20 protein-coding genes, 1 tRNA gene and 1 pseudogene are annotated in these 22,274 nt (G+C 70.8%); 10 read left to right on the forward strand and 12 right to left on the reverse strand.

Annotated elements, in window-relative coordinates; all coding sequences use genetic code 11:
• Positions 1-349: 349 nt before the first annotated feature.
• Positions 350-631 (reverse strand): annotated as a pseudogene (locus FV223_RS04425) (transposase); the annotation flags it as partial.
• A gap of 1,029 nt (positions 632-1,660) precedes the next feature.
• Between FV223_RS04425 and FV223_RS04430 the strand changes: the two are divergent.
• Entirely contained in the window at positions 1,661-6,772 is a 5,112-nt protein-coding gene (locus FV223_RS04430; protein WP_187276060.1) for an SdrD B-like domain-containing protein, read from the forward strand.
• A 160-nt stretch (positions 6,773-6,932) separates the two neighbouring features.
• On the opposite strand, the gene FV223_RS04435 is transcribed toward FV223_RS04430, so the two are convergent.
• Positions 6,933-7,940, reverse strand: a complete 1,008-nt coding sequence (locus FV223_RS04435) for an inorganic phosphate transporter (RefSeq protein WP_147725666.1) — start codon at positions 7,938-7,940, stop codon at positions 6,933-6,935.
• Positions 7,941-7,942: 2 nt separating this feature from the next.
• Positions 7,943-8,587, reverse strand: a complete 645-nt coding sequence (locus FV223_RS04440) for a DUF47 domain-containing protein (protein WP_147725667.1) — start codon at positions 8,585-8,587, stop codon at positions 7,943-7,945.
• 107 nt (positions 8,588-8,694) lie between these two features.
• Here FV223_RS04440 and FV223_RS04445 point away from each other — a divergent pair, with 107 nt between their 5' ends.
• Entirely contained in the window at positions 8,695-8,931 is a 237-nt protein-coding gene (locus tag FV223_RS04445) for a hypothetical protein (protein ID WP_147725668.1), read from the forward strand.
• A gap of 170 nt (positions 8,932-9,101) precedes the next feature.
• Here FV223_RS04445 and FV223_RS04450 read toward each other — a convergent pair whose 3' ends face one another.
• A complete protein-coding gene (locus FV223_RS04450) occupies positions 9,102-9,509 on the reverse strand; it encodes a MucR family transcriptional regulator (RefSeq protein ID WP_147725669.1) in 408 nt (135 codons plus the stop codon).
• A gap of 424 nt (positions 9,510-9,933) precedes the next feature.
• Here FV223_RS04450 and FV223_RS04455 point away from each other — a divergent pair, with 424 nt between their 5' ends.
• Positions 9,934-11,028, forward strand: coding sequence for an NAD(P)/FAD-dependent oxidoreductase (locus tag FV223_RS04455; protein WP_147725670.1), 1,095 nt, complete (start codon positions 9,934-9,936; stop codon positions 11,026-11,028).
• A gap of 10 nt (positions 11,029-11,038) precedes the next feature.
• Here the strand turns inward: FV223_RS04455 and FV223_RS04460 are convergent, their stop codons facing one another.
• From FV223_RS04460 to FV223_RS04470, 3 genes are read right to left on the reverse strand one after another with little or no spacing between them, the layout of a single operon-like run.
• A complete protein-coding gene (locus FV223_RS04460) occupies positions 11,039-11,755 on the reverse strand; it encodes an LrgB family protein (RefSeq protein ID WP_147725671.1) in 717 nt (238 codons plus the stop codon).
• A complete protein-coding gene (locus tag FV223_RS04465) occupies positions 11,752-12,150 on the reverse strand; it encodes a CidA/LrgA family protein (RefSeq protein ID WP_147725672.1) in 399 nt (132 codons plus the stop codon). Before FV223_RS04465 ends, FV223_RS04460 begins: the two co-directional genes overlap by 4 nt.
• A 13-nt stretch (positions 12,151-12,163) precedes the next feature.
• A complete protein-coding gene (locus FV223_RS04470; RefSeq protein ID WP_147725673.1) occupies positions 12,164-12,634 on the reverse strand; it encodes a TerB family tellurite resistance protein in 471 nt (156 codons plus the stop codon).
• A gap of 217 nt (positions 12,635-12,851) precedes the next feature.
• On the opposite strand from FV223_RS04470, the gene FV223_RS04475 reads away from it, so the two are divergent.
• From FV223_RS04475 to FV223_RS04490, 4 genes are all read left to right on the forward strand, one after another.
• Positions 12,852-12,927, forward strand: a tRNA-Thr gene (locus FV223_RS04475).
• 381 nt (positions 12,928-13,308) lie between these two features.
• A complete protein-coding gene (locus FV223_RS04480) occupies positions 13,309-13,575 on the forward strand; it encodes a hypothetical protein (RefSeq protein ID WP_147725674.1) in 267 nt (88 codons plus the stop codon).
• 267 nt (positions 13,576-13,842) lie between these two features.
• Entirely contained in the window at positions 13,843-15,261 is a 1,419-nt protein-coding gene (locus tag FV223_RS04485; RefSeq protein WP_147725675.1) for an FAD-binding oxidoreductase, read from the forward strand.
• 147 nt (positions 15,262-15,408) lie between these two features.
• Entirely contained in the window at positions 15,409-16,698 is a 1,290-nt protein-coding gene (locus tag FV223_RS04490; protein ID WP_147725684.1) for an MFS transporter, read from the forward strand.
• 84 nt (positions 16,699-16,782) lie between these two features.
• Here the strand turns inward: FV223_RS04490 and FV223_RS04495 are convergent, their stop codons facing one another.
• From FV223_RS04495 to FV223_RS04505, 3 genes are all read right to left on the reverse strand, one after another.
• Entirely contained in the window at positions 16,783-16,971 is a 189-nt protein-coding gene (locus FV223_RS04495; RefSeq protein WP_147725676.1) for a hypothetical protein, read from the reverse strand.
• Between the two features lie 190 nt (positions 16,972-17,161).
• A complete protein-coding gene (locus FV223_RS04500) occupies positions 17,162-17,554 on the reverse strand; it encodes a nuclear transport factor 2 family protein (protein ID WP_147725677.1) in 393 nt (130 codons plus the stop codon).
• 136 nt (positions 17,555-17,690) lie between these two features.
• A complete protein-coding gene (locus tag FV223_RS04505) occupies positions 17,691-18,266 on the reverse strand; it encodes a L,D-transpeptidase family protein (RefSeq protein ID WP_147725678.1) in 576 nt (191 codons plus the stop codon).
• Positions 18,267-18,545: 279 nt separating this feature from the next.
• On the opposite strand from FV223_RS04505, the gene FV223_RS04510 reads away from it, so the two are divergent.
• The 3 genes from FV223_RS04510 to FV223_RS04520 all read left to right on the forward strand — a co-directional run bounded on the left by FV223_RS04510 (position 18,546) and on the right by FV223_RS04520 (position 20,337).
• Positions 18,546-19,232, forward strand: coding sequence for a response regulator transcription factor (locus FV223_RS04510; RefSeq protein ID WP_147725679.1), 687 nt, complete (start codon positions 18,546-18,548; stop codon positions 19,230-19,232).
• A gap of 7 nt (positions 19,233-19,239) precedes the next feature.
• Positions 19,240-19,818, forward strand: coding sequence for a methylated-DNA--[protein]-cysteine S-methyltransferase (gene ogt, locus FV223_RS04515; protein ID WP_147725680.1), 579 nt, complete (start codon positions 19,240-19,242; stop codon positions 19,816-19,818).
• Between the two features lie 66 nt (positions 19,819-19,884).
• The gene (locus FV223_RS04520; RefSeq protein ID WP_147725681.1) at positions 19,885-20,337 is read left to right on the forward strand and encodes a Crp/Fnr family transcriptional regulator; all 453 of its coding nucleotides are present in this window, start codon (positions 19,885-19,887) and stop codon (positions 20,335-20,337) included.
• A 25-nt stretch (positions 20,338-20,362) separates the two neighbouring features.
• Here FV223_RS04520 and FV223_RS04525 read toward each other — a convergent pair whose 3' ends face one another.
• Both FV223_RS04525 and FV223_RS04530 read right to left on the reverse strand, forming a co-directional pair.
• On the reverse strand, positions 20,363-21,190 hold the full coding sequence (locus tag FV223_RS04525; RefSeq protein ID WP_147725682.1) for an alpha/beta hydrolase: 828 nt from the start codon (positions 21,188-21,190) through the stop codon (positions 20,363-20,365).
• A gap of 76 nt (positions 21,191-21,266) precedes the next feature.
• Positions 21,267-22,274 (reverse strand): SDR family oxidoreductase (locus tag FV223_RS04530; RefSeq protein WP_147725683.1); only part of this gene is annotated, 1,008 nt, incomplete at its 5' end.

Raw genomic sequence — 22,274 nt, forward strand, 5'->3', positions numbered from 1 at the left:
GCGGTGGGACCGGCTTGCGGCGTCCTGCCGGACGTCGCCCACGCCACCCACGTCGTCTGGACCACCGGCGGGGCGCTGCTGCCGGAGGCCGAGTTCCAGGCCGCCCTCGCGCAAGCGGCCAGAAATCGAGCCGCGGAGGCTGAGTGCTCAATCCAATGAAGGCCTGTCGTTCAATAGGCTGCAGCGCCGGCACCATACGGCAGACGTCATAACGTACCAGGGCGGCCGTTCGTCCGTTTTCGTGAGAATATCGCCAACCGTGGTCCGACCGCCCCCACCGAGGCAGTGTGGGAACGCGGTGTGCTGTGTTGAATTGGGGCGGCGATGGCGCACGATGCGCCGCGTGCCCTCACGCCCGCAAGGCGGTGAGGAGCGGTCCGGTGCCGAGGATCGCCATCACCCGCTTCAGATTGTGGGCCAAGACCTTCAGGCTCATCTCGGTTGAGGCGTTCTTTAGCCTGTGCATCCGGAAGTGGGTCGCCCCCATCCAGCCTTTCAGCGTCCCGAACACCTGCTCGACCGTCTGCCGACGCGTACGCATCGCGTGACGATCCTCGTCGAGCCGGTGCTGCACGGCTTCCAGGACCGCCTCGTCCCCCCAGCACGTCACCCGTCACTCCTTGGCCGGCGTGCTCCTCGCGCTTCGGTGAAGAAGCCCGATACTGCACCTAGGCGCCGGCCCCGCCGTTCACCGCGCGACGGTGTTGAGGTCGCCGCGAGGCGTTCCGTTGGGCACCGCACGTCGGTCGGTCCGTCGGCCCTCCGCAGCCGACGATGAATCAGAGATCCGCGCGGGGCGCACAGCATCACCGTCGGTGGGTATTCCTATTCGTGATGCAATCTGAGGGTATTAAGGACTCTGGTCCCCGACGACTCGTTCCGCGTCCACTGGCCGGCAGCTTCATGGGTCCATTCGAGCGGCACTGGCTCGGCGGCGGCGACGGGCCGAGGAAGGTTCGGGCAGCGGTCATCATCGACACGTTGTTCAGCGCTATATCGTTGTCATAAAATGATCTTTTTGACGGCGAGAGCGCCGTCGGCAGCGTGTGATCGTCCGGGCCGCGGCAGCTCAGCGTCGGTGCATTCGACGTCGACACACCGCCAACGCCGACCTCGGCCGCGTTACAAATGCGGGGGCGTGTTGATATATTTCCTAGGTCGGTCATTGCCCGGCCGTATATGGCTAATAGTTCTTAATACGCATGAAAAAAAGCAGCTTCAAAAGCTGCCCTCGATGCAGCGAGACCATGTCCCCCTGCGTCGGGTTCGTCTGGGAGGCGGGCCGATCGATGTCGAGACCAATGAAAAACATCCTGTGCAACCAAGAGATGTTGCCCCTGGCCGAGACTGTCGACCAGGCGACGCGTCGCGTTGCGGGTGGTGCACGCCTTTCGTGGGACGCGCCGCCGCATCCGGCCCGATGCGATCGGCCATCCGTGCGACCGAGGATCATCCTCCTCTCACGCGACCTAGCCTGATCTCATTCGCGAAAAAATCGTCCGCGCCGATGCATCGCGCGTCGTTCGAAGGCTGAAGCGGTCAGCGCGGCGCGCGTTGCTGGCGCGCCTCGCTGCAAGCGTCGCCGCGATCGCGGCGGATGCCCGCACGGCACCTGCCTCAAGACAATCAACAACGACAATCAGACTGGGGAGAAAGCATCATGGCCGTCTATGGCAGCCTCAAGGGGCACACGTTCTTCGACACGAACGGCAACGGCACGCAGGAATACGGTGAGGGCAACCTGTTCAGCGGGTTCCCGGTCGGCCTGTACAGCGCGGACGGCAGGACCCTGATCGCGACGACCTTGACCGACGCCGACGGCAACTACGATTTCGGCCAGCGCCCCGACGGCACCTACGCGATCCGCTTCGGCAGCGGCGGCGGCTTCCGGGGCGACCAGGCCACGATGACCGCGGACGGCGCCAGCTGGATCACCAACGTCACTGTCGGCCGCGGCGCCACCACCACGGTCGACCAGGGCTTCCACGTCGGCGCCGGCGGCACGATCGGCGGCACGGTCGGGACCGACCGCGATGGCGACGGGCAGGTGACGGCAGGCGAGGGCCAGGGTGGCGTCATCGTCCGCGCCTTCGACGGCGTCGGGAACCTCGTCGGAAGCACGAGCACCGACGCCGACGGCCATTACGGCTTCTCGGGGCTCGCCGGCGCCTACACCGTGAAGGTGGTCAACCCGCCGGGTCAGACCGTTGTCGGAAGCGCCTACAAGGCGGTCGCGACCTCGGTCGCCTCGGGGTCCGACGGCAACAGCTTCGTCCTGGCGGCCGCGCCGACGCTCGCGCCGTCCGCCGGCAGCGGCAGCGTCGGCGGCCACACCTTCTTCGACACGGATGCCGACGGCAGCCAGCAAGCCGGCGAGTACAGCCTCGGCGCCGGCTTCCCGATCGACCTCTATAATGCGGCCGGAACGGTCCTCTACGGCAGCACCGCCACCGACGCGAACGGCAACTTCGTCTTCGCCAACCTCGCCGACGGAACCTACGCGCTGCGGTACCACACCAGTGGCGGCTTCCACGGCGACCAGGGCATCACCACCGCCGACGGCTTCAACTGGCAGGCCGTCTCCGTCGATCACGGCGCGCCGACCCTCGTGAGCCAGGGGTTCAACCTGGCCCCCGCGGGCAGCATCAACGGCATCGTCTACGCGGATTCCAACGGCAACGGGCGGATCGACACCAGCGACGGCGGACAGACCGGCGCCGTCGTCACGCTGTACGACGCGAGCGGGCACGCGATCCAGACCACGACGACGGGCCCGAACGGCGCCTGGGCCTTTCTCGGCCTGGGCGGCGGGCAATACACGGTCGCGTTCGATCCCGGTCTCGGGAACGCCGTCGTCGACGCGCTCGCGAGCGTCTCGCGGACGGTCGTGAACGGCACCGCCGTCAACTACGAGCACACCCTCGTCACCGGAGCTGCGAAGGTCGCGGCCGGCCTATCGGGCACCGTGTTCGCCGACGCCAACGGCAACGGGCGCTTCGATGCCGGCGAGGCCGGCGTCGCCGGCGCGCACGTCGCGGTGATGGACGGCGGCGGCTACGTCGTCGCGACCCTGACCGCCGATCCGAACGGCCACTACACCCTGCCGGACCCCTATGCCGGGATGAACTACCGCGTCGTCGTCAGCCCGCCCGCCGGCTTCGCCAGCGAGGACGCCCGCGGCGTCTCGGGCCTGGCGCTCGTCCCGGGCCAGGCCCTGGACCATGTCGACCTCGCCGTCGTCGCGGCCATCCCGCCGGCCACCGTGGTTCCGCCCACGGTCAGCAAGGTCATTAACGTCGTCGTGCGCGGCCAATCCAACACCTACTACCCCACGGTCGAGGGGCAGATCGAGGTGATGCGCCAGGAGATCCAGAAGCTGCTCGGCTTCGACGGCATCAACCAGCGCGTGAACGTCGTCGCGACGAGCAACGATCCGAACAAAGCCGACACCGAGATCGGCGGAACCTCGCTGACGGCCGACTGGCTCCATCCCAACGGAACCGACTGGTCCTCGACCTATCTCGAGCGCGGCTATCTCAGCGCGATCAACCAGCTGCCGGCCACCGACCGCGGCGCGCCGACCGCGATCGTGATGCTCCACAACGAGTGGGACAGCAACTTCACCACCGGGCTTACGGCCGACCGCTGGATGAGCGCCATGCGCTACGAGGCCGGCCTCGCCCGCGCCGTCCTCGGGCTGAGCGCCAACGACGCGCCCTACCTGTTCGTCTCGCCGATCCCCTTCGCCGCCGGCGCGCCGCAGCAGCCCCTGCAGAATCAGGCGATCGCGGTCGGGCAGGCCGAGCTCAGCGCCGACGCGGCGTTCAACGCGAAGGTGGTCACGCTGCAGAGCAGCGACGTGACCATGGATCACGACGGCGCCAACGGCGGGTTCCACCTCAATACGCAGGACCAGCAGGCGCTCTACGGCCGCGCCGCCCTCGGCCTGGCCCAGCAGTTCGCGGCATCGGCGATGCCGGGCTCGCCGATCAGCCTGGCCAACGGCAACATCGACAATCTCGGGCCGCAGGTCACCCAGGTCTCGGCGGTGGCCGGGCACGCCAACCAGCTCCTCGTCACCCTGGCCTTCGATCAGGCCGCGAGCCTGCAGGGGCTCGACGGCGTGGCCGCCTCGGGCACCGGTTGGTCCGTTCGCGCGGGCTACGACGACGCGACCGCGGAGGCCAACGGCACCGCCGCCCAGATCGTCGACGCCAACCACCTGCTGCTGACCTTCGACACCGCGGTGCCGGCCGGCGAGCGGCTGTTCTACAGCTGGGGCAGCCTGCGCCTGCAGCAGAACAACGGCCCGGGCAACGGCAACGCGATCTACGACAACAACGGGCTGCCGCTCTCCGTCGATCCGCACGGCCTGCCGATCGGCTACGTCGCCGCCGGGGGCCCGGCGATCACCGGCACGGTCGCCAACCAGACCACCGCGCAGGCCGCGATGAGCCCGTTCGCGACGACGACCCTCGCCGACTCCAACCTCGGCGCCACCGACACCCTGCGGATCACCATGACCGGGGCCGGCGGCACGCTGTCCGGCGCCGGGCTCGTCGCCACCAACGACGGCGCCTACATCCTGTCCGGCTCGGCCGCGACCATCACCGCGGCCCTGCACGCGCTCACCTTCGCGCCCACGGTCGGCCAGCCCGGCACGACGGCCTTCACCCTGCAGGCGATCTCGAACGCCTACCCGACCGCCGCCACCGACAGCACGACCTCGGTGGTGATCAAGGCGCCCGGCATCACGACGGCGCTGGCACAGGACACCGGCACGTCGGCGATCGACGGCATCACGGCGAACGCCACGGTCAGCGGCGTCACCAATGCGGGCGCGACGGTGACGTTGGTCGACGAAGCCGGCCGCACGGTCGGCCGCGCGACCGCCGATGCGAACGGGCAATACACCATCGCCCCGGCCGGGCTCGCCGACGGCGTCCACACGTTGACGGCGACGGAAACTTATCTCGGCGTCGCGGCGGGCTCCGCACGTGTCGGCCTCGTCCTGGACCGTGCCGCGCCGGGCACGCCCGGGCTCGCGCTCGCCCACGACACCGGCGCGTCGGCGAGCGACCGGATCACCTCGGACGCATCGCTCACCGTGAAGGCAACGGAGACAGGCGGAAAGCTGAGCTACGTCGTCGTCGGCAGCGCGGTCGCGGCCTACGACCCGAGCGCGCTGAAGGACGGCGCCCATACGGTCTCGGTGACCCAGTCGGACGCCGCTGGAAACGTCTCCGCCGCCCGCACGGTCGGCTTCACCCTCGACCACACCGCGCCGGTTGCGCCGACGATCGCGCTCGCCCACGATACCGGCTTCTCCTCGACCGATCGGATCACCGCCGACGCGACCCTCAAGGTCACGCCGGCCGAGGCCGGCGGCAAGCTGAGCTACGTCGTCGACGGCAGCGCGGTCGCCGCCTACAACCCGAGCACGCTCAAGGACGGCGCCCACACCGTCTCCGTCGTGCAGACCGATGCCGCCGGCAACGCCTCCGTCGCCGGGTCCCTCGGCTTCGTGCTGGATCACGTCGCTCCGACCCTGAAAGCCGACACCGCCTCCGGCACCGGCTTCGCGGCGGCGCTCGCCGGCAACGTGCTGGCCAACGACACCGGCGCAGCCGGGCTCCACCTGGTGGCGGTGCAGTTCGGCAACGGGCCGTCCCACGCCGTTTCGGCCTCGGGCACGGTCCAGGCCTTCGACCCGAGCGGCACGCTCACCGTCTCGGCCGACGGCAGCTACAGCTACCAGCCGACGAAGGTCGGCCACGCGGTGTACACCGAGACGGTGGCGGATGCGGCCGGCAACACCGGCCAGACCACGCTGACGCTGAACGTCGCCAAGGCGGCGATCCCGTCGTCGCTGAGCTTCGGCTTCGCGCTGACCGAGGCGCACTTCGACTTCCGCGACGGTCACGCCCTGATGACGACGCCGAACGGCATCGTCACCGACCTGACCGGCGTCGCCACCATCGCCTTCACCGACGGGACCGTGCGGGAGAAGGACGGGTCGCCCCTGGTCGACGACCTGTACTACGACGCGAACAACCTTGACGTCTGGCGCGCCCACATCGATCCGGACACGCATTACGCGCAGTACGGATGGCACGAGGGCCGCGACCCGAACGCCTCCTTCTCGACCAACGCCTACCTGGCGGCCAATCCGAAGCTCGGTCCCGCCGGCGTGAACCCGCTGACGCACTACGACGTGCGCGGGTGGCTGGACGGTCGCAGCCCCGGCGCGGACTTCTCGGCCGAGGCCTACCTGGCCGCGAACCCGGACGTGGCCGCCGCGAAGATTGATCCGCTCAAGCACTACCTCGCGACCGGACAGGCGGAGGGCCGCGCCGCGTTCCCCGGGCTGACCATCGCCAACGGCACGGGCGACCATCTCTACGGCGACTTCGACGCGACCTACTATCTCGCCCACAACCTCGACGTGGCGGCCGCCGCACGGTCGCAGAGCGGGTCGGCGGATTCGTTCGCCTTCACGCACTACCTCACCACCGGCGCGCATCAGGGCCGCGACCCGAACGCCTACTTCTCGACCGACGGCTACCTCGCCGCCAACCCCGACGTCGCCGCCTCCGGGACCAATCCGCTGCTGCACTACGAGCAGACCGGCTGGTTCGCGGGACGCGACCCGAGCACGGCCTTCCACACCGACGCCTACCTCGCCGCGAACTCGGACGTGGCGGCTCTCGGCATGGATCCGCTCCACCACTACCTGCAGTTCGGCATGGCGGAAGGGCGCCATCTCGCCTGAAGCGCGCCGCGCCGGTGCGCCGCCTCGACGGGACGCACCGGCGCTCTCCGGCCGGCGAAGAAACCGGCTCGGCGCGAAAGCGTGCACCGGGGCCAGGGTGCTCTCCGTCAGCCGCAATGTGCGAATCGGGGCAGGCTTGCGCGGCGACCCCGACGGCGGGTCAGGCGAACAGCCCGACGAGCGCGTAGCACCCCGCCGCGATCAGCGCGGCGGCGGGCATCGTCAGCACCCAGGCGATGACGATGTTGCCGGCCACGCCCCAGCGCACCGCCGAGGTGCGGCGGGCGGCACCGACGCCGACGATGGCTCCGGTGATGGTGTGGGTGGTCGAGACCGGCACGCCGAGCCAGGTCGCGGCAAACAGCGTGATCGCCCCGCCGGTCTCGGCGCAGAACCCCTGCATCGGGTTCAGGCGGGTGATGCGCGAGCCCATGGTATGGACGATGCGCCAGCCGCCGAGCAGCGTCCCGAGCGCCATCGCGCCCTGGCAGGCGAGCACGACCCAGAGCGGGATGTAGAACTCGGATCCGAGCAGCCCCTGCGAGTAGAGCAGCACCGCGATGATGCCCATGGTCTTCTGGGCGTCGTTGCCGCCGTGCCCGAGGGAGTAGAGCGAGGCGGAGAGGAACTGCATCACCCGGAATGTGCGGTCGACTGCGAACGGCGTCGCGCGCACGAAGCTCCAGGAGACGGCGAGCACCAGCAGCAGCGCCAGCAGGAAGCCGAGCAGCGGCGACAGCACGATCGCGGCGATGGTCTTGCCGAGGCCGGCCCACACGATCACCGGCGGCCCGGCCTTGGCGAGGCCCGCGCCGACGAGCCCGCCGACGAGGGCGTGCGAGGAGCTCGACGGGATGCCGAGCACCCAGGTGGCGACGTTCCAGGCGATCGCGCCGATCAGCGCGGCGAAGATCACCGGCGCGTCGACGATGCTGGCGTCGACGATGCCGGTCCCGAGCGTCTGCGCCACGTGGAGGCCGAAGAACAGGAAAGCGATGAAGTTGAAGAACGCCGCCCAGATCACGGCGTAGCGCGGCCGCAGCACCCGCGTCGAGACGATGGTGGCGATCGAGTTGGCCGCATCGTGCAGGCCGTTGAGGAAGTCGAAGACCAGCGCGACGGCGATCAGTCCGACGAGCCAGGGCAGCGCGAGCGCGGTGATCGTCATCCTCAGACGTTCTCGATGACGATGCCGCTGATCTCGTTGGCGACGTCCTCGAACCGGTCGACCACGCTCTCGAGGCTGCCGTAGATCTCGCGTCCGATCAGGTAGCGCATCGGGTCGGTGTGGCCGTGGGCCTGGTACAGCGCCTTGAGGCCCTGGTCGTGCAGCTCGTCGGAGCGGCCCTCGACGCGGGTGATCTCCTCGGTGAGGGCGGAGAGCCGCGTGGCGTGGGTGCCGATCGCGCTCAGCAGCGGGACGGCCTCGGCGGTGAGGCGGGCCGCCTGCACCACCGTGTCGCCCATCTCGCGCATCAGCGGCTCGAAGGTGCGGATCTCGTAAAGCTCGATGGTCTTCACGGTCTTCTGCATCTGGTCGATGGCGTCGTCCATCGACTGGATCAGGTCCTTGATGTCGCCGCGGTCGAACGGGGTGATGAAGCTGCGGCGCACCGCGAGCAGCACCTCGCCGGTGATCGCGTCGGCCTCCGCCTCGCGCGCCACGATCGTGCGGCCGAACTCCGGCACGGCATCGCCGCCCTGGAGCAGGCCGTGAAGGGCGTCGGCTCCGGCGACCAACGTCTCAGCGTGGCGCGCGAACAGATCGAAGAACCGATCCTCGCGCGGCATCAGCGCCCGGAACCATCCCAGCATCGCGGCGATACCCCTCGGCGCCCGACCGTCGACGCGCCGCTTCCGGTCCCTCGTGGCACGCTTTGCGGCTCGGCGCGAGGGCGGGCGCGTGAAAGGCTCGACCGATCATGCCGAAGCGTATCGGACGGCGCTACACCACCTTCCTCGTCGCGGTGACCGCGGACGCGGCCACAAGCACGGTGCCGGCTTCGGTCTACGCGGTGATGGCGCGACGCCCGGACGAGGCGTTGGAGATCGTGCGCGCGCAGGCCGACGGGAGCGACGAGGTCGTCGTGGTCGGGTCGCTGTCGAGCCGCATGGCGAAGGCGATCCGGCTGTCGGCGGGCGAGATGCGCGCGATCTGAACGGCGAGCCCGCGCATCGCCGCGACGGCGCCCGGCCGGGATCGTCGGATCCCGGGGACGGCATCGGATCGGGCCCGCACGGTGGTCGCCGCGGCAGCCCGATCCGGTTCGGCCCATCCATGCGCCCTCGGCGCCGACGTCGGACGCGAGGGCGGTCGAGGTTCAGCGGATCACTCCGCCGCCTGCTGCAGCCGCAGGCGCTGGTTCTGGCCGATGGTCCGGGAGATCACCGAGCGGCGGGCGCTGTAGCTCGCCGAGACCAGGGGGTAGTCGATCGGGAGGCCCCACTTGCTGCGGTAGGCCTCCGGCGACAGGCCGCGGAGCGTCAGGTGCCGGCGCAACGCCTTGTAGGGCTTGCCGTCCTCGAAGCTGATGATCGAATCCTGGCGGATCGAGGCGCGGATCTGGGCGTCGGTCGGCCGGGCGAGCACCGGCTTCGGCGGCGTCTGCAGGCCGGTGATCGAGCCGTGGACCGTCCGGATGAGGTCCGGCAAGCCGGCGGCCGGCACCGAGTTTCGGGCGACGTAGGCGGCGAGGATCTTCGCGGCGAGATCGATGGGGTCTGAGGTGGTCTGCACGGTCGTGTCCTTCCGAATTCAATCTGGTGGGTGCGCCGGGGCGCGAAGTCGTCGAAACCAGGATGCTTCAGCGGTCGATCGCTCTAGAGGGACGCGGCGGGAGGAGCCGCTGCCGAACGATTATGCGCCTGCGCGCTCAAAACACAACTTATGCGCGATCCATTCAGTGAGTTATATCTACTTAGAATTGATTAACGCGCTCAAGCGGGTTGCAAATGCACGCACGTAGCGCGCTCCGGTCGACCATTTCGCTCACGGAGACAATCCCTTAGGCGAACCCTAAATCGTCCGCCGATCGCGTGAATCGCTATGCACTTTCTAGTTGTATGCCTCACGCTTCCGCCCGGTGCGACGCCCTCGACGAGGCATCGGGCCTTTACCGGTCCGGCGACCTCGCCGAGAACGGGCGGCGGAGGATCGCATCATGGAAGTCCTGGTCGTCGGTGCGGGCGTCGTCGGCCTCGCGACAGCGCGCGCCCTGGCGCTGCGGGGGCACGAGGTCGTCGTCGCGGAGGCGGCGGAGGCGGTCGGCACCGGCGTGTCCGCGCGCAACTCCGAGGTGATCCACGGCGGGATGTACTATCCGGCGGGCTCCCTGCGGGCGAAGCACTGCGTTGACGGCGCGCGCCGGCTCTACGCGCTCTGCGAAAGCCACGGCATCGCCCACCGCGCCTGCGGCAAGCTCATCGTCGCCACGACGGAGGCCGAGGCGGAGACGATCGCCGCGATCCGGGATCGCGGCGTCGCCAACGGCGTCGAAGGACTCGATCTGCTCGACGCCGCCCAGGCCCGACGCCTGGAGCCGAACCTCGCCTGCACCGCAGCGCTTTTGTCGCCGCGGACGGGAATCGTCGACAGCCACGGCCTGATGCTGGCGCTGCAGGGCGATCTCGAGGATCGCGGCGGCGCGATCGCCCTGCACACCCCCGTCACCGGCCTAGCGCGCCGCGACGGACGTTGGGCGGCGGCGTTCGGCGGTGCGAGCCCCGGCGACTATCCGTGCGACGCGGTGGTCAACGCGGCGAGCCTCGACGCACAGGCCCTGGCCGCGCAGACCGAGGGCTACCCGGCCGAGCGGGTACCGCGCCGCGTGCTGGCGCGCGGCAACTACTTCGGCTTCACGGGAAAGCCCGCGTTCTCCCGGCTGATCTATCCGTCACCGGTCGAGGGCGGCCTCGGCACCCATCTCACCCTCGATCTCGCCGGGCGGATGCGCTTCGGCCCCGACGTCGAGTGGATCGAGGCGGTCGACTACCGGGTCGATCCGGCGCGCGGCGACGCCTTCTACGCGGCGATCCGGCGCTACTGGCCCGGCCTGCCCGACGGCGCGCTGGTCCCCGATTACGCCGGCATCCGCCCGAAGCTCACCGGCCCGGGCGAGCCGGCCGCCGACTTCGTGATCGACGGGCCGGCCGAGCACGGCCTGCCGGGCCTCGTTCACCTGTTCGGAATCGAGAGCCCGGGCCTGACCGCCAGCCTGTCCCTGGCCGAGGCGGTGGCCGACCGCCTCGGCGCGTGACAGCGCGCTCTCAGGACAGGATCCGCAGCGCCAGCGGCACGAAGATCGCGGTGAGGAAGGCGTTCAACCCCATGGCGATGCCGGCGAAGGTGCCGGCGACCTCGCTCACCTGGAACGCCCGCGCGGTGCCGACGCCGTGGGCGGCGAGCCCAACCGCGAAACCGCGGGCGCGCATGTCGCGGATGCCCAAGGCCTGCATCAGCGGCGTCACGAGGATCGCCCCGGTGATGCCGGTCAGCATCACCAGCACCGCCGTCAGCGTCGGGTCGCCGCCGAGCGCTTCCGAGATGCCCATCGCCACCCCCGACGTGACCGATTTCGGGCTGAGCGAGACGATGACGGGCTCCGGGATGCCGAGGAGGCGCGCCAGCACGATCGCGCTGCCGAGCGCCACCGTGCAGCCGGCGACGAGGGCGGCGAGCATGGGCAGGAGCGCCCGCATCACCGTGGCGCGGTGCTCGTACAGCGGCATCGCCAGCACCACCGTCGCCGGCCCGAGCAGGAAGTGGACGAACTGCGCGCCGTCGAAGTAGGTGGCGTAGGGCGTGCCGGTCAGGGTCAGCACCGTGCCGGTGATCGCGATGGCGATGAGCACCGGGTTCGCCACCGGGTGGCGCCCGCTCGCGGCCGAGATCCGGTCCGCCACGAGGTAGGCGGCCAGCGTCACCGTCAGCCACAGCAGCGGCGTGCGCGCGAGGTAGACCCAGACCGCGAACTCGCCGCTCACCGGTCGCCCCCGATCCGCGCCGTCAGCCGCGCGACCCAGAGGAACACCAGAACCGTGGCGACGAGCGCCGCCACGGTCGAGACCACGACCACGATCGCGAGGCGAAGCCCCTGCGCCTGCACCACGTCGAGGCGCCCGACGATTCCGGCGCCGGCCGGAACGAACATCAGCGACAGGTTCGCGAGCAGCCCGCGGGCCGTGTTCTCCAACGTCCCGTCGGTCAGCGGCTTCGGCAGGACCCGCGCCAGGTGCAGCGCGCGCCGGTCGCGCAGCACCAGGAAGCCCAGCATCAGGGCCATGCCGAGGACCGGGCCGGGGAGGGGCAGCCCGGCGCTGCGGGCAAGCACCTCGCCGAGGAGCTGCGCCAGCAGGATCAGGGTCAGGCTCGCGATCATCGATCGCCGCCGCTCAGGCCGGATCGGCGGCGATGCCGGGGATGCCCTCGCCGCGCGCCCGCGCGATCCCGGCCTCGTCGAAGCCGAGGAGCTTGCCGAGCCGCCAGACCAGCGCCTCCTCGAACTCGTCGACGTGGCCGTCGGCGGCGGCGACGGACCACGCCATCGCCAGGATGCGCCCGCGCTCGCCGGCATCGGCCTCGTGCGGCAGCATCTCGACGAGGCTCGCCACGTCGCGGGTCTCGGAATCGAAGGCGGCGGCCCGGGCGATCAGGGCGTCGGCGGCCTCGGCGCTCTCGGCGTAGCGCCCGCGCACCAGACGCGCGAGGCGGTCCGATTCCGCCGGCGCGAGGATGCCGTCGGCCCGGGCCACGTGGACGAGGAGCGCGGTGGCGGCCAGGTGGGTGTCGTCGCCCGGCGTCTCGTGCGCGGCGACCCCAAGGGCCTCGGCGGCATAGGCCCGCAGGCGTGCGATCAGCGACATGGCGATGTTCCCGCGACCGGCGCGCCCGGTGCGGTGGGACCCTTCCCGCCGCATCCGCCCCCGTCAAGGACGCGAAGCCCAGCCCCGACGCTTCCCCGCGCCGCCGTGTCCCGCCTGCATCGCCGCCGGCCTCGCGAACGGTGCCGCCTTGCCAACGGCAGACCGGACGGCTATGCACCGTTGCCTCGGCGATCGCACCCTGCGACCGCGGACGGATGCCGCTTTAGCTCAGCTGGTAGAGCACCTCATTCGTAATGAGGGGGTCGGGGGTTCGAATCCCTCAAGCGGCACCATTTTGGTTGCGCTCTCCGCAACGGTCCTGAACACTTCAGCTCGAATCGACGTCTGCCGCTCGCGCAGCGGTGACCCTGTGCGCCCGATCGGCTCGACGTCGTTGGAGCGATCGCCTGGACCATGCGATCCCGCGGGGTGGCGTCACGCTGTCGCCTGGAGCCGATGCGGCGCTCGCGGCCCGCCCCTGGCGCAAGCTTGCAAGCTTGCCAAACGAGGACGCCGACGCTGGCGATCTGCTGTAGTTGCGGCAAGCTTTTTAATCCCGGCCGGTGCGTGCGCGGCGGCACGTCGAAAATGTAAGCGGCTCACCATCTCAGTCTCAAGCAGAGAGAAACGGACCCGGATCAGGGTTTGTCCTGCAGAGGAGCCGAGACGCCATCATGAAGACCCGTATCGCCGCCATCGCCGCCGCTACTATTCTTGGCGTCGCCACGATCTCGTCGGCAATGGCCTACGACCGTCCGGCGCGTTACACCGGTTTTGCGCCCTACGACGTCGAGACGACGGGTTCGTTCGACGGCTTCGATCAGCGGTTCGACCGCAATCCGGCTACCTGCCGGATGAGTTCCGCCGCCGAGGGCAATGCCAACCAGCAAAACTTCCCGGTGAAGCAGTACGGCCAGACCGCCGGCGGCAATCGCTGCTGATCGGCTGGCGGGCTTGGAGGTCGTCGCCGACGTCGTCCGTCGGGTCATTCCCCGCGGCGTGATCGCGACGGTCGTAACGCGCGGGCCGTCGTTGGTGAAAGGCGGCGCGCCCGAGCAGAGGGCCGAGATCCAGCGGCGGGGTGCGAGCCCTGCCGCTTTCTCATGCGTCCGAGGCGGATCGACCGGCTGAGGCTTGATCGCGGCTTTTCAACCGGGCGTTGGGGCGACATGGTCCGCGCCCGAGGTCCGAAACCCGCGCGAGCTGTCATGACCCTCTCCGATGCCGTCGCTCCGTTCCGCAGCCTCCTCGGCGAGGGTGGGGTGCTGACCGGCTCCGACACCGGGCGCTACACCCGGGACCAGCGCGACCTGATGCAGGGCGAGACGGCGGCCGTGCTGCGGCCGCGGTCGGTCGCCGAGGTGCAGGCGCTCGTGCGCCTCGCGAAGGCCGAGGGCTTCGGGCTCGTGCCGCAGGGCGGCAACACCGGCTACGTCGGCGGGGCGACGCCGCAAACCGGACGACGGCAGCTGGTCGTCAGCCTGGAGCGGATGACGCGGATCCGATCGGTCGATCCCCTCGATTTCTCGCTCGCCTGCGATGCCGGGGCGATCCTCGCCGACGCTCAGGCGGCCGCGGCCGCGCACGACCTCCTCCTGCCGCTGAGCCTCGGCGCGGAGGGAAGCTGCCGCCTCGGCGGCAACCTCGGAACCAATGCCGGCGGCCTACAGGTGCTGCGCTACGGCATGACCCGCGACCTGGTCCTCGGGCTGGAGGCGGTCCTGCCGGACGGGTCGCTGCTCTCCGACATGAAGCGGCTGCGCAAGAACAACATCGGCTACGACCTGAAGCAGCTCTTCGTTGGCGCCGAGGGCACGCTCGGCATCGTCACCGGGGTGGTGCTGAAGCTGTGGCCGGCGCAGAGCTTCCGCGCGACCGCGTGGCTGCAGCTCGCCGCCGGCGCGCCGATCTCGGAGATCGCCGCGTTCCTGCGCCGCGAGACCTCGGACCTGGTCTCGACCTTCGAACTGATCTCGGCCTCGTCGCTCGCTCTGGTCGCCGAGATGCGCGGCGCCGCGACCGGCTTCGCCACCGGAGCCGGCGGGGCGGTGCTGCTCGAGCTCTCGTCCTCGTCGCGTCACATCCCGCTCGACGACGTGCTGATGGCGGCCCTCGAAGCCCTGATGGAACGGGCATGGATCACCGATGCGGTGCTGGCGAGCTCCGAGGCGCAGCGCCGGGCGATGTGGACCGTGCGCGAGACCATCCCCGAGGGCGAGAAGCATGCCGGCGGCTCGGTCAAGCTCGACATCGCGGTGCCGGTCTCGCAGCTCGGCGCGTTCCTGGCCCGCGGCGGTGCGCTGGTGGCGGAGCGGATGCCGGGCGTGCGCCTGTCCTTCTACGGCCATGTCGGCGACGGCAACGTCCACTACAACCTGATGGTGCCGGCGGGCGAGGACCGCCTCGCCTTCACCCGCCGGGTCGAGGCGGGCATCGCACACGACCTCTACGCGGTGGCGATCGATCTCGGCGGCAGCTTCAGCGCCGAGTACGGCATCGGCCGGTTCAAGCGCGACCTGCTCCGCCGCTACGCCGACCCGACCCGGCTCGCCCTGATCGAGACCGTCAAGGCCGCCATCGACCCGGACGGGCTGATGAACGCCGGCGCCATGGCCGGACGCGACTAGCGACGCACGCGCGCCGGCTCCGTTCGGTCCGCCACTTCGACCGAAATCCGAGCTTGGCGTCCCGCCGAAATACATGCATATGCCTGCTTCGGGCGTGGGCGCTCCGAATCGGTCGAGGGTGTGATGATGGTCGCCAGTCCGTCCCCTGTGCTGTCCGGCGCGCTCGCCCGGGCGCTGGCGCGCCGCGGCGTGCATTATGGCTGGGTCTCGGCCGCGGTCACCTTCCTCACCATGCTGGTCACGGCCGGCGCGGTCGGGGCGCCCGGCGTGCTGATCCTGCCGCTGCAGACCGAATTCGGCTGGGACACGGCCTCGATCTCCTCGGCGCTGGCGATCCGCCTCGTGCTGTTCGGGTTGATGGGCCCCTTCGCCGCCGCCCTGATGAACCGCTACGGCCCGCGCCGGATCGTGCTGGCGGCATTGGCGCTGATCGCCTCGGGGTTGCTGGCCTCGCTCGCGATGACGCAGCTCTGGCAGCTGATCCTGCTCTGGGGCGTCGTGGTCGGCGTGGGCACCGGGCTGACCGCGCTGGTGCTCGGAGCGACGGTGGCCACGCGCTGGTTCTCGCATCGGCGCGGCCTCGTCGTCGGGCTGCTCACCGCGAGCTCGGCCACCGGCCAGCTGATCGTGCTGCCGATCCTCGCCGCGCTGACCGAGGCGCTCGGCTGGCGCGCCGCCCTGCTCACGGTCTGCAGCCTGCTCGGGCTGGCGGCCCTCTTCGTGTTCCTGTTGCTGCGCGACCGGCCGGAGGATGTCGGCCTGCTACCCTACGGCGAGACGGCGGCGAATGCCGCCCCGCCGCGCGGGCCCGCCGTCGGCGCCATCGCGGCGCTTCGCGAGGCCGCGCGGACGCGGGTGTTCTGGGTGCTGTTCCTCACCTTCTTCATCTGCGGCGCGAGCACCAACGGGCTGATCCAGACCCACTTCATCCCGCTCTGCGCCGATTACGGCCTGCGCCCGGTCCAGGCGGCGAGCGTGCTCGCCGGCATGGGCGTGTTCGACTTCGTCGGCACGGTCGCCTCGGGCTGGCTGTCGGACCGCTACGACAACCGCTGGCTCCTGTTCTGGTACTACGGCCTGCGCGGGCTCTCGCTCCTGTGCCTGCCGTTCTCCGATTTCTCCTTCGCCGGGCTGTCGCTGTTCGCGGTGTTCTACGGCCTCGACTGGATCGCCACCGTGCCGCCGACGGTGAAGCTGGCGGCGCAGCGGTTCGGGCGCGAGCGCGCCAACGTGGTCTTCGGCTGGGTCTTCGCCGGGCACCAGCTCGGCGCAGCGACGGCAGCCTTCGGCGCCGGCCTCTCGCGGACCGAGCTGCAGAGCTACCTGCCGGCCTTCTTCGCCGCGGGCGCGCTGTGCCTCGTCGCCTCGGCGCTGATCCTCACGCTGAGCCCGCCGCGGCGGGAGGCGGTGCCGGGTGCGGTGCCGGCCGCCGGCTGAAACCGCGTGCCGGCGTCCGACCCATCGCGATCGGGCATCGAGCCCGATCGCTGGCGCCGCTTACGACCATGGCGCAGGTGACGGCTACACCGTCCGGTCGACGACCCGTCCCTGACCGGCCGGCACCGGGGGCGAAACGGCAACCGCCGTCTCCGCGACCAGCGCGGCGACGGCCTTCTGCGCGTCGATCTGCTGACGCGCGACGGCGGTGCCGATCGACTGAGACAGGGCACCGGCCTGGATCTGGACGGCTCGGGCGACGGGGCTGGTCATGGCGCATCATGACCCGGCGTCGGTGAAGGGCCGGTTATGCCGACGCTTCAGAAGTCTGTCCCGGCCGGAAAGAGATCGGTTCGGTCGACGGTCCGCCTGCGGTCCGAAGTCGACCGCCCGTCGCCGATGGCCCCCCGCACGCCGGCGAAGACCTCACATCGTGGCTCACGCGGTGGTGCTCGACGCGCCCCTAGGTTTTCGGCGGGTCCAGCATGACCCAGAGGCGGGTGATCCGCCCATCGACGACGTTCGCGACGTCCGCGCCTGTGACGACGACCGGCCCGTTCCGGGGGCCGCCTTTCCAGCGCAGGACGCCGAGCCCGTGATGCCCGACCGCGACGCCATCGGGCGCGAAGCGGAAGTCCGGCCCGAACCGCTCGAGAAGCTTGCCGGCGATCTCGGAGATCGCCGCACGGCCCACGACGACGGTCGTCGGCTCGTACATGACCGGGTCGGCGACGAAGAGCTCATCGAGGGCGCGCTCGCGCTCGGCGCGGTCGCGTTCGTTGAAGATGCGTTCGAGATTCGCGCGCAGCAGGCGGTCGTAGTCCGGCGCGTCCGGCGTCGTGGTCTCGTCCAGCACGGCTCATCCTCCGGCGGTGGCGATCTGCGCTAGGAGGGTATCGGCCCAGATGCCAGTTGAGAAGCCACGGATAGGCAAAGATTCTGGTGTCACGGCTTCATGGCGGCCGACGGTCCTGGTCTCGATCCTCGCGCGATCACCCGATCACGAGGCGGGTGCGCGGCCCGAGGCGGCGCAGGAGCCGGAGCAGGTCGGCGCGCTTGAGCGCGACGCAGCCCTCCGTCGGCGTGTAGCCCGGCCGGGCGATGTGCAGGAAGATCGCCGAGCCGCGGCCGGGGCGGATCGGGCCGCGGTTGTGGTCGAGGTCGATCACCACGTCGTAGAGACCGTCGTCGCGCCACATCCGTTCCGCGCTCACTCCCGGCGCGGGCAGGGCGATCGGCCGGTTGTAGCGGCGGTCGCGGACGTCGTCGCACCAGCCGTCGCCCGGCGCCGTCCGGCGTAAGGGGAGGGTGGTGGCAGGGCGAGGAAGATGGTCGGACCGATAGCTGCCGCCGCGCAGGCGGACGCGACCGCGCGGCGATCCGCCGTCGCCCTCGCGCTTCACCTGCACGATGCCGGCGCTTCCCAACGCGCAGGGGATGATGGCGTCGCCGGCCTGCAGCAGGCCCTTGCGCCGGTCGCCGACGCGCGGGTGCACGCGAAGCGTCGCCAGGGTGGTCGTCTTGCCGGGTCGGGAGCCGGTTCGGGGAGGGCGAGGTCGTTGAATCATGATGCTGCGCGAGAGTGATTCCAGGCTCGGCGTTCGGGGCCCCGATCGGCTCCGCCCGCCCGTGCCGGCCCCGTCCTGCGAGGCCCATACGGGCAGGATGTCACCGAAATGGTCGAATAATTGTGCACAAGGCAATTCCCCGCCGCGAAAAGCGCGTTATTCTAAGGCGACTACCCGGGTCGAAGAACCCTCGGGTTTTTGGAAGCGAGATCGCCCGCGCGCCGGAGTTCCGGGGCACGACTCGTTCCGGTCGTGCCCTGTCGAAGAGTTCCTCGGACGATGTCCAACGCCTACCGCCTTCTCATCTGCGACGACGACGCGATCCTGCGCGAGACCCTGACCGAGCAGCTCGACCTCTGCGAGGAGTTCACGGTGGTCGCCGAGGTCGATGCGGGCCGGGCCATCGCCCGCGTCGCCGCCGACCGGATCGATCTCGCGGTGATGGATGTCGGGCTGCCCGACATGGATGGGCGCGAGGCCGTCCGCCTGATGCGGAAGAACGGCTTCAAGGGGCCGGTCATCATGCTGACGGCGCAGGATTCCGAGGCCGACACCGTCGAGGGCCTCGAGGCGGGCGCCAACGACTACGTCACCAAGCCGTTCAAGTTCGCGATCCTGCTCGCCCGCATCCGCGCGCACCTGCGCAGCCACGAGGCGTCCGAGGACGCGGTCTTCCAGATCGGCCCCTACACCTTCAAGCCGGGCGCGAAGCTCCTGGTCGGCGAGCGCGGCTCCAAGCTGAAGCTGACCGAGAAGGAGACCGCGATCCTGCGCTTCCTCTATCGCGCCGGGCGCGAGGTGGTCGGCCGCGACACGCTGCTCGCCGAGGTCTGGGGCTACAACGCGCAGGTCACGACGCACACGCTCGAGACCCACATCTACCGGCTCCGGCAGAAGATCGAGCCGAATCCGGGGCTCGCCGCGATTCTCGTCACCGAGGGCGGCGGCTACAAGCTGCTGCCGTGATGCCGGCATGAGGGCCGCCCCGGTCGCCCTTCGGCGCGAGACCCTGGCGAGCCCGATCGGAACGCTCGTCCTCCTCACCGACGCGGACGGGCGGCTGCGGGTCGTCGACTTCGACGATTATCGCGACCGCATGGAAACGCTGCTCGAACGCGGCTACGGCCGCGGCGGCTGGTCGATCGCCGACAGCCCGCATCCGAGCGGGGCGCTGCGCGCGCTCGCGGACTACTTCGACGGCGACCTCACCGCCATCGACGCGATCGAGACGGTTACCGGCGGGACCGTGCTGCAGCGGGCGGTCTGGGCCGCGTTGCGCGCCGTGCCGCCCGGGACGACCGAGAGCTACGGCGCGCTCGCGGCGCGAATCGGGCATCCGCGCGCGGTGCGCCCGGTCGGCGCCGCCAACGGTGCGAACCCGATCTGCGTGGTGGTACCGTGCCACCGCGTCGTCGGCGCGAACGGCACGCTCACCGGTTACGGCGGCGGCCTGGAACGCAAGCGCTGGCTCCTCGACCACGAGGCCCGCCATGTCGGGCGCGGCGGCGTGGAGCGTCATGCCGACCTGTTCGGGGCGGCGCTGCTGCGTTGAGCCCGTTCCCCGTTACCGACGCTTCCGCTAAGGATCGCCGATCGGATGGGGAAGGACCGGCGCGGGTTGGGCATCGAAGACGACATCGCGATCCTCGCCGCCGCGCCGGTGTTCGAAGCCTTCGGGCGCGACGCCCTGCGCCTGCTCACCTTCGCCGCAGAGCGCCGGTCGCTGGATCCCGGCGAGCGGCTGTTCGCCCGCGGCGATCCTGCCGACGGCGGCTTCATCGTCCTGTCGGGCACGATCGCCCTCGAGCCGCGCGTGCCCGGCGGCGAGACGATCCTGGCCGGGCGCTCTGCGCTGATCGGGCGGCTCGCCCTGTTCGTCCGCGGCGAGCGGCCGAGCGAGGCCACCGCGCGCGACGCGGCGGAGGTCATGCGCATCACCCCGACGCTGATGCGTAGGGTGCTGGAGGAGTTCCCCGACGCCGCGGCCGCGATCCACGACGCGTTGGCCGAAGACCTGACCGGATTGAATCGGGGCTTCGACCGGGTCCGCGCCATGCTCGACGCGGATTGAGCGACCGGGCCACTGTGGCCGACCGTCACGATCGTGGCAGGACGGCGCGCGCGGCCTCCGTCACCGCGTTGACGCGGAAGTGGTGCAGCATGTGCCCGATGCCCGGCAGCCGCTCGTAACGGGCGCCGGGGATCACGCGGGCGGCCAGGGCGCCGTGGATCATCGGGTTGACCACGATGTCGGCATCGCCCGCCAGGATCCGCACCGGCACGCGGCAGGTCGCGTAGGCCGCCGCGCTCCGGCTCAGCGCCGCCCAGAGCGACAGCGCATCCTCCGCCTCGGCGACGATCTGGCCGGACCGCCCGGCGAACCCGAACGGGAACGCCTCGGCGAAGGCCTTCGGCATCGTCTGCGGCAGGAACATCGCGTTCCACAGCATCGGCAGAAGCGTCGGGTCGGCGGACGCCCCGAGAGCCCGCGACAGCACCGGGCCGGACACGGGGGCGGCGCGCGGGCCGAACAGCACCTGCTCGAGGCGAAGCTCGGGAAAGCAGACCGGGGCGAGCGCCACGATGCCGGCGACGTCGTCGGGGTAGAGCAGCCCGTAGGCCAGCGCGACGGCGCCGCCGTAGGAATGCCCGACGATCACCGGGCGATGCAGCCCGAGCGATCGCACGGCCGTGTGGATCAGCTCGGCCTGGCGCCAGGGCGAGGCGTCGGTTCCGCGGGCGCGGGTGCTGCGTCCGTGCCCCGGCCGGTCGACGGCGACCACCCGGAAGTGCCGGGCGAGCGCCGGCACCGGACCGAGCCACATGTCCTCCAGCGTCATCAGGGTGCCGTGGATGGCGACGAGGTCCGGCCCGGCACCGGTCTCGGCATAGGCGATCGACCGCCCGTCCGGCAGGTCGACCATCTTGCGCGGGACGATGCGCTGGGTCTCGGGGGGAGGGCCGGGCAGGCCGGACGGGTCGAGCAGCAGGGCGGCTATCCTAGAGCGAGCGCCTGCGCCCGCGGGACGGATTGGCCGCCTTGCTGCCGATGCCCGTCAGCGCCAGCGCGGCGAGGCCGAGCCCGATCAGCCCCGCCGTCGCGGCGACCGGATGCAGGGTCGCCCGGGTGTAGGCGCTGGTGCGCATCACGTAGCCGGGCTGGGTGCCGCGGACCGCGCCCGCATGCTTCGGCGCATGCAATGCGCCGGCCGGGTCGCGCGGTGCCTCGCCGCGCTTCTGCATCGCGATGATCGCCGGCGCCAGCAGATCGTAGGCACCCGGCGCGAATTCCTTGCCGGCCACCATCAGCTTGCCGCCCCCGCCGACGATGATGTCGCGCTGCGGATGCACGGCGGCGTGCAGGATGGCGTTTGCGACCTCCTCGGGCGGGTAGATCGGCGGCGGCAGCATCGGCTCCCGGTCCATGTAGTTGCGCGCCCGCTGCGGCAGCGGCGTGTCGATCGAGGTCGGCTTGACCAGCGTCACCGAGACCGGCGCATCCTCGGCCAGCAGCTCCATGCGCAGGGCGTCGGTGAACCCCTTCACGGCGTGCTTGCTCGCCACGTACATGCCCTGGAACGGGAAGGCGAGGTCGGAGGCGACGCTGCCGAGATTGATCAGCGCACCGCCGCGGCGGCGCAGGTGCTCGACCGCGACGAGCGACCCGAACACCGTGCCCCAGAGGTTGGTCTGGATCAGGCGGAGGTTGTCCGCGTCGGACACCTCGCGCAGCGGCCCGTAGATGGTGAGGCCGGCGACGTTCACCCAGGTGTCGAAGCCGCCGAACGCGGCCACCGCGCGATCGGCCACGGCCTGGACCTCGGCCCGGTTCCCGACATCGCAGGCGACGGCGATCGCCCGGCCGCCGGACGCCTCTATTTCCGACCGCCCTGTCACCTGACGGTCCCGGTGCGCGGGACGGCGTCCGGCCGCCGTCCCGCAGACGGATCCCCGTGCGCAGCACCCGCGACATCGCCTCGCCGGCTCAGGGCTTCCGCAGCCGCTCGA

This window comes from Methylobacterium sp. WL116 (assembly GCF_008039455.1).
Lineage (GTDB): Bacteria > Pseudomonadota > Alphaproteobacteria > Rhizobiales > Beijerinckiaceae > Methylobacterium.

What these genes read in the sequence shown, in the direction of transcription:
- FV223_RS04430 (WP_187276060.1), top strand. Translation starts at nt 1,661, where the DNA reads ATGGCCGTCTATGGCAGCCTCAAGGGGCACACGTTCTTCGACACGAAC.
- FV223_RS04435 (WP_147725666.1), bottom strand. Translation starts at nt 7,940, where the DNA reads ATGACGATCACCGCGCTCGCGCTGCCCTGGCTCGTCGGACTGATCGCC.
- FV223_RS04440 (WP_147725667.1), bottom strand. Translation starts at nt 8,587, where the DNA reads ATGCTGGGATGGTTCCGGGCGCTGATGCCGCGCGAGGATCGGTTCTTC.
- FV223_RS04445 (WP_147725668.1), top strand. Translation starts at nt 8,695, where the DNA reads ATGCCGAAGCGTATCGGACGGCGCTACACCACCTTCCTCGTCGCGGTG.
- FV223_RS04455 (WP_147725670.1), top strand. Translation starts at nt 9,934, where the DNA reads ATGGAAGTCCTGGTCGTCGGTGCGGGCGTCGTCGGCCTCGCGACAGCG.
- FV223_RS04465 (WP_147725672.1), bottom strand. Translation starts at nt 12,150, where the DNA reads ATGATCGCGAGCCTGACCCTGATCCTGCTGGCGCAGCTCCTCGGCGAG.
- FV223_RS04470 (WP_147725673.1), bottom strand. Translation starts at nt 12,634, where the DNA reads ATGTCGCTGATCGCACGCCTGCGGGCCTATGCCGCCGAGGCCCTTGGG.
- FV223_RS04480 (WP_147725674.1), top strand. Translation starts at nt 13,309, where the DNA reads ATGAAGACCCGTATCGCCGCCATCGCCGCCGCTACTATTCTTGGCGTC.
- FV223_RS04485 (WP_147725675.1), top strand. Translation starts at nt 13,843, where the DNA reads ATGACCCTCTCCGATGCCGTCGCTCCGTTCCGCAGCCTCCTCGGCGAG.
- FV223_RS04495 (WP_147725676.1), bottom strand. Translation starts at nt 16,971, where the DNA reads ATGACCAGCCCCGTCGCCCGAGCCGTCCAGATCCAGGCCGGTGCCCTG.
- FV223_RS04505 (WP_147725678.1), bottom strand. Translation starts at nt 18,266, where the DNA reads ATGATTCAACGACCTCGCCCTCCCCGAACCGGCTCCCGACCCGGCAAG.
- FV223_RS04510 (WP_147725679.1), top strand. Translation starts at nt 18,546, where the DNA reads ATGTCCAACGCCTACCGCCTTCTCATCTGCGACGACGACGCGATCCTG.
- ogt (WP_147725680.1), top strand. Translation starts at nt 19,240, where the DNA reads ATGAGGGCCGCCCCGGTCGCCCTTCGGCGCGAGACCCTGGCGAGCCCG.
- FV223_RS04525 (WP_147725682.1), bottom strand. Translation starts at nt 21,190, where the DNA reads ATGGTCGACCTGCCGGACGGGCGGTCGATCGCCTATGCCGAGACCGGT.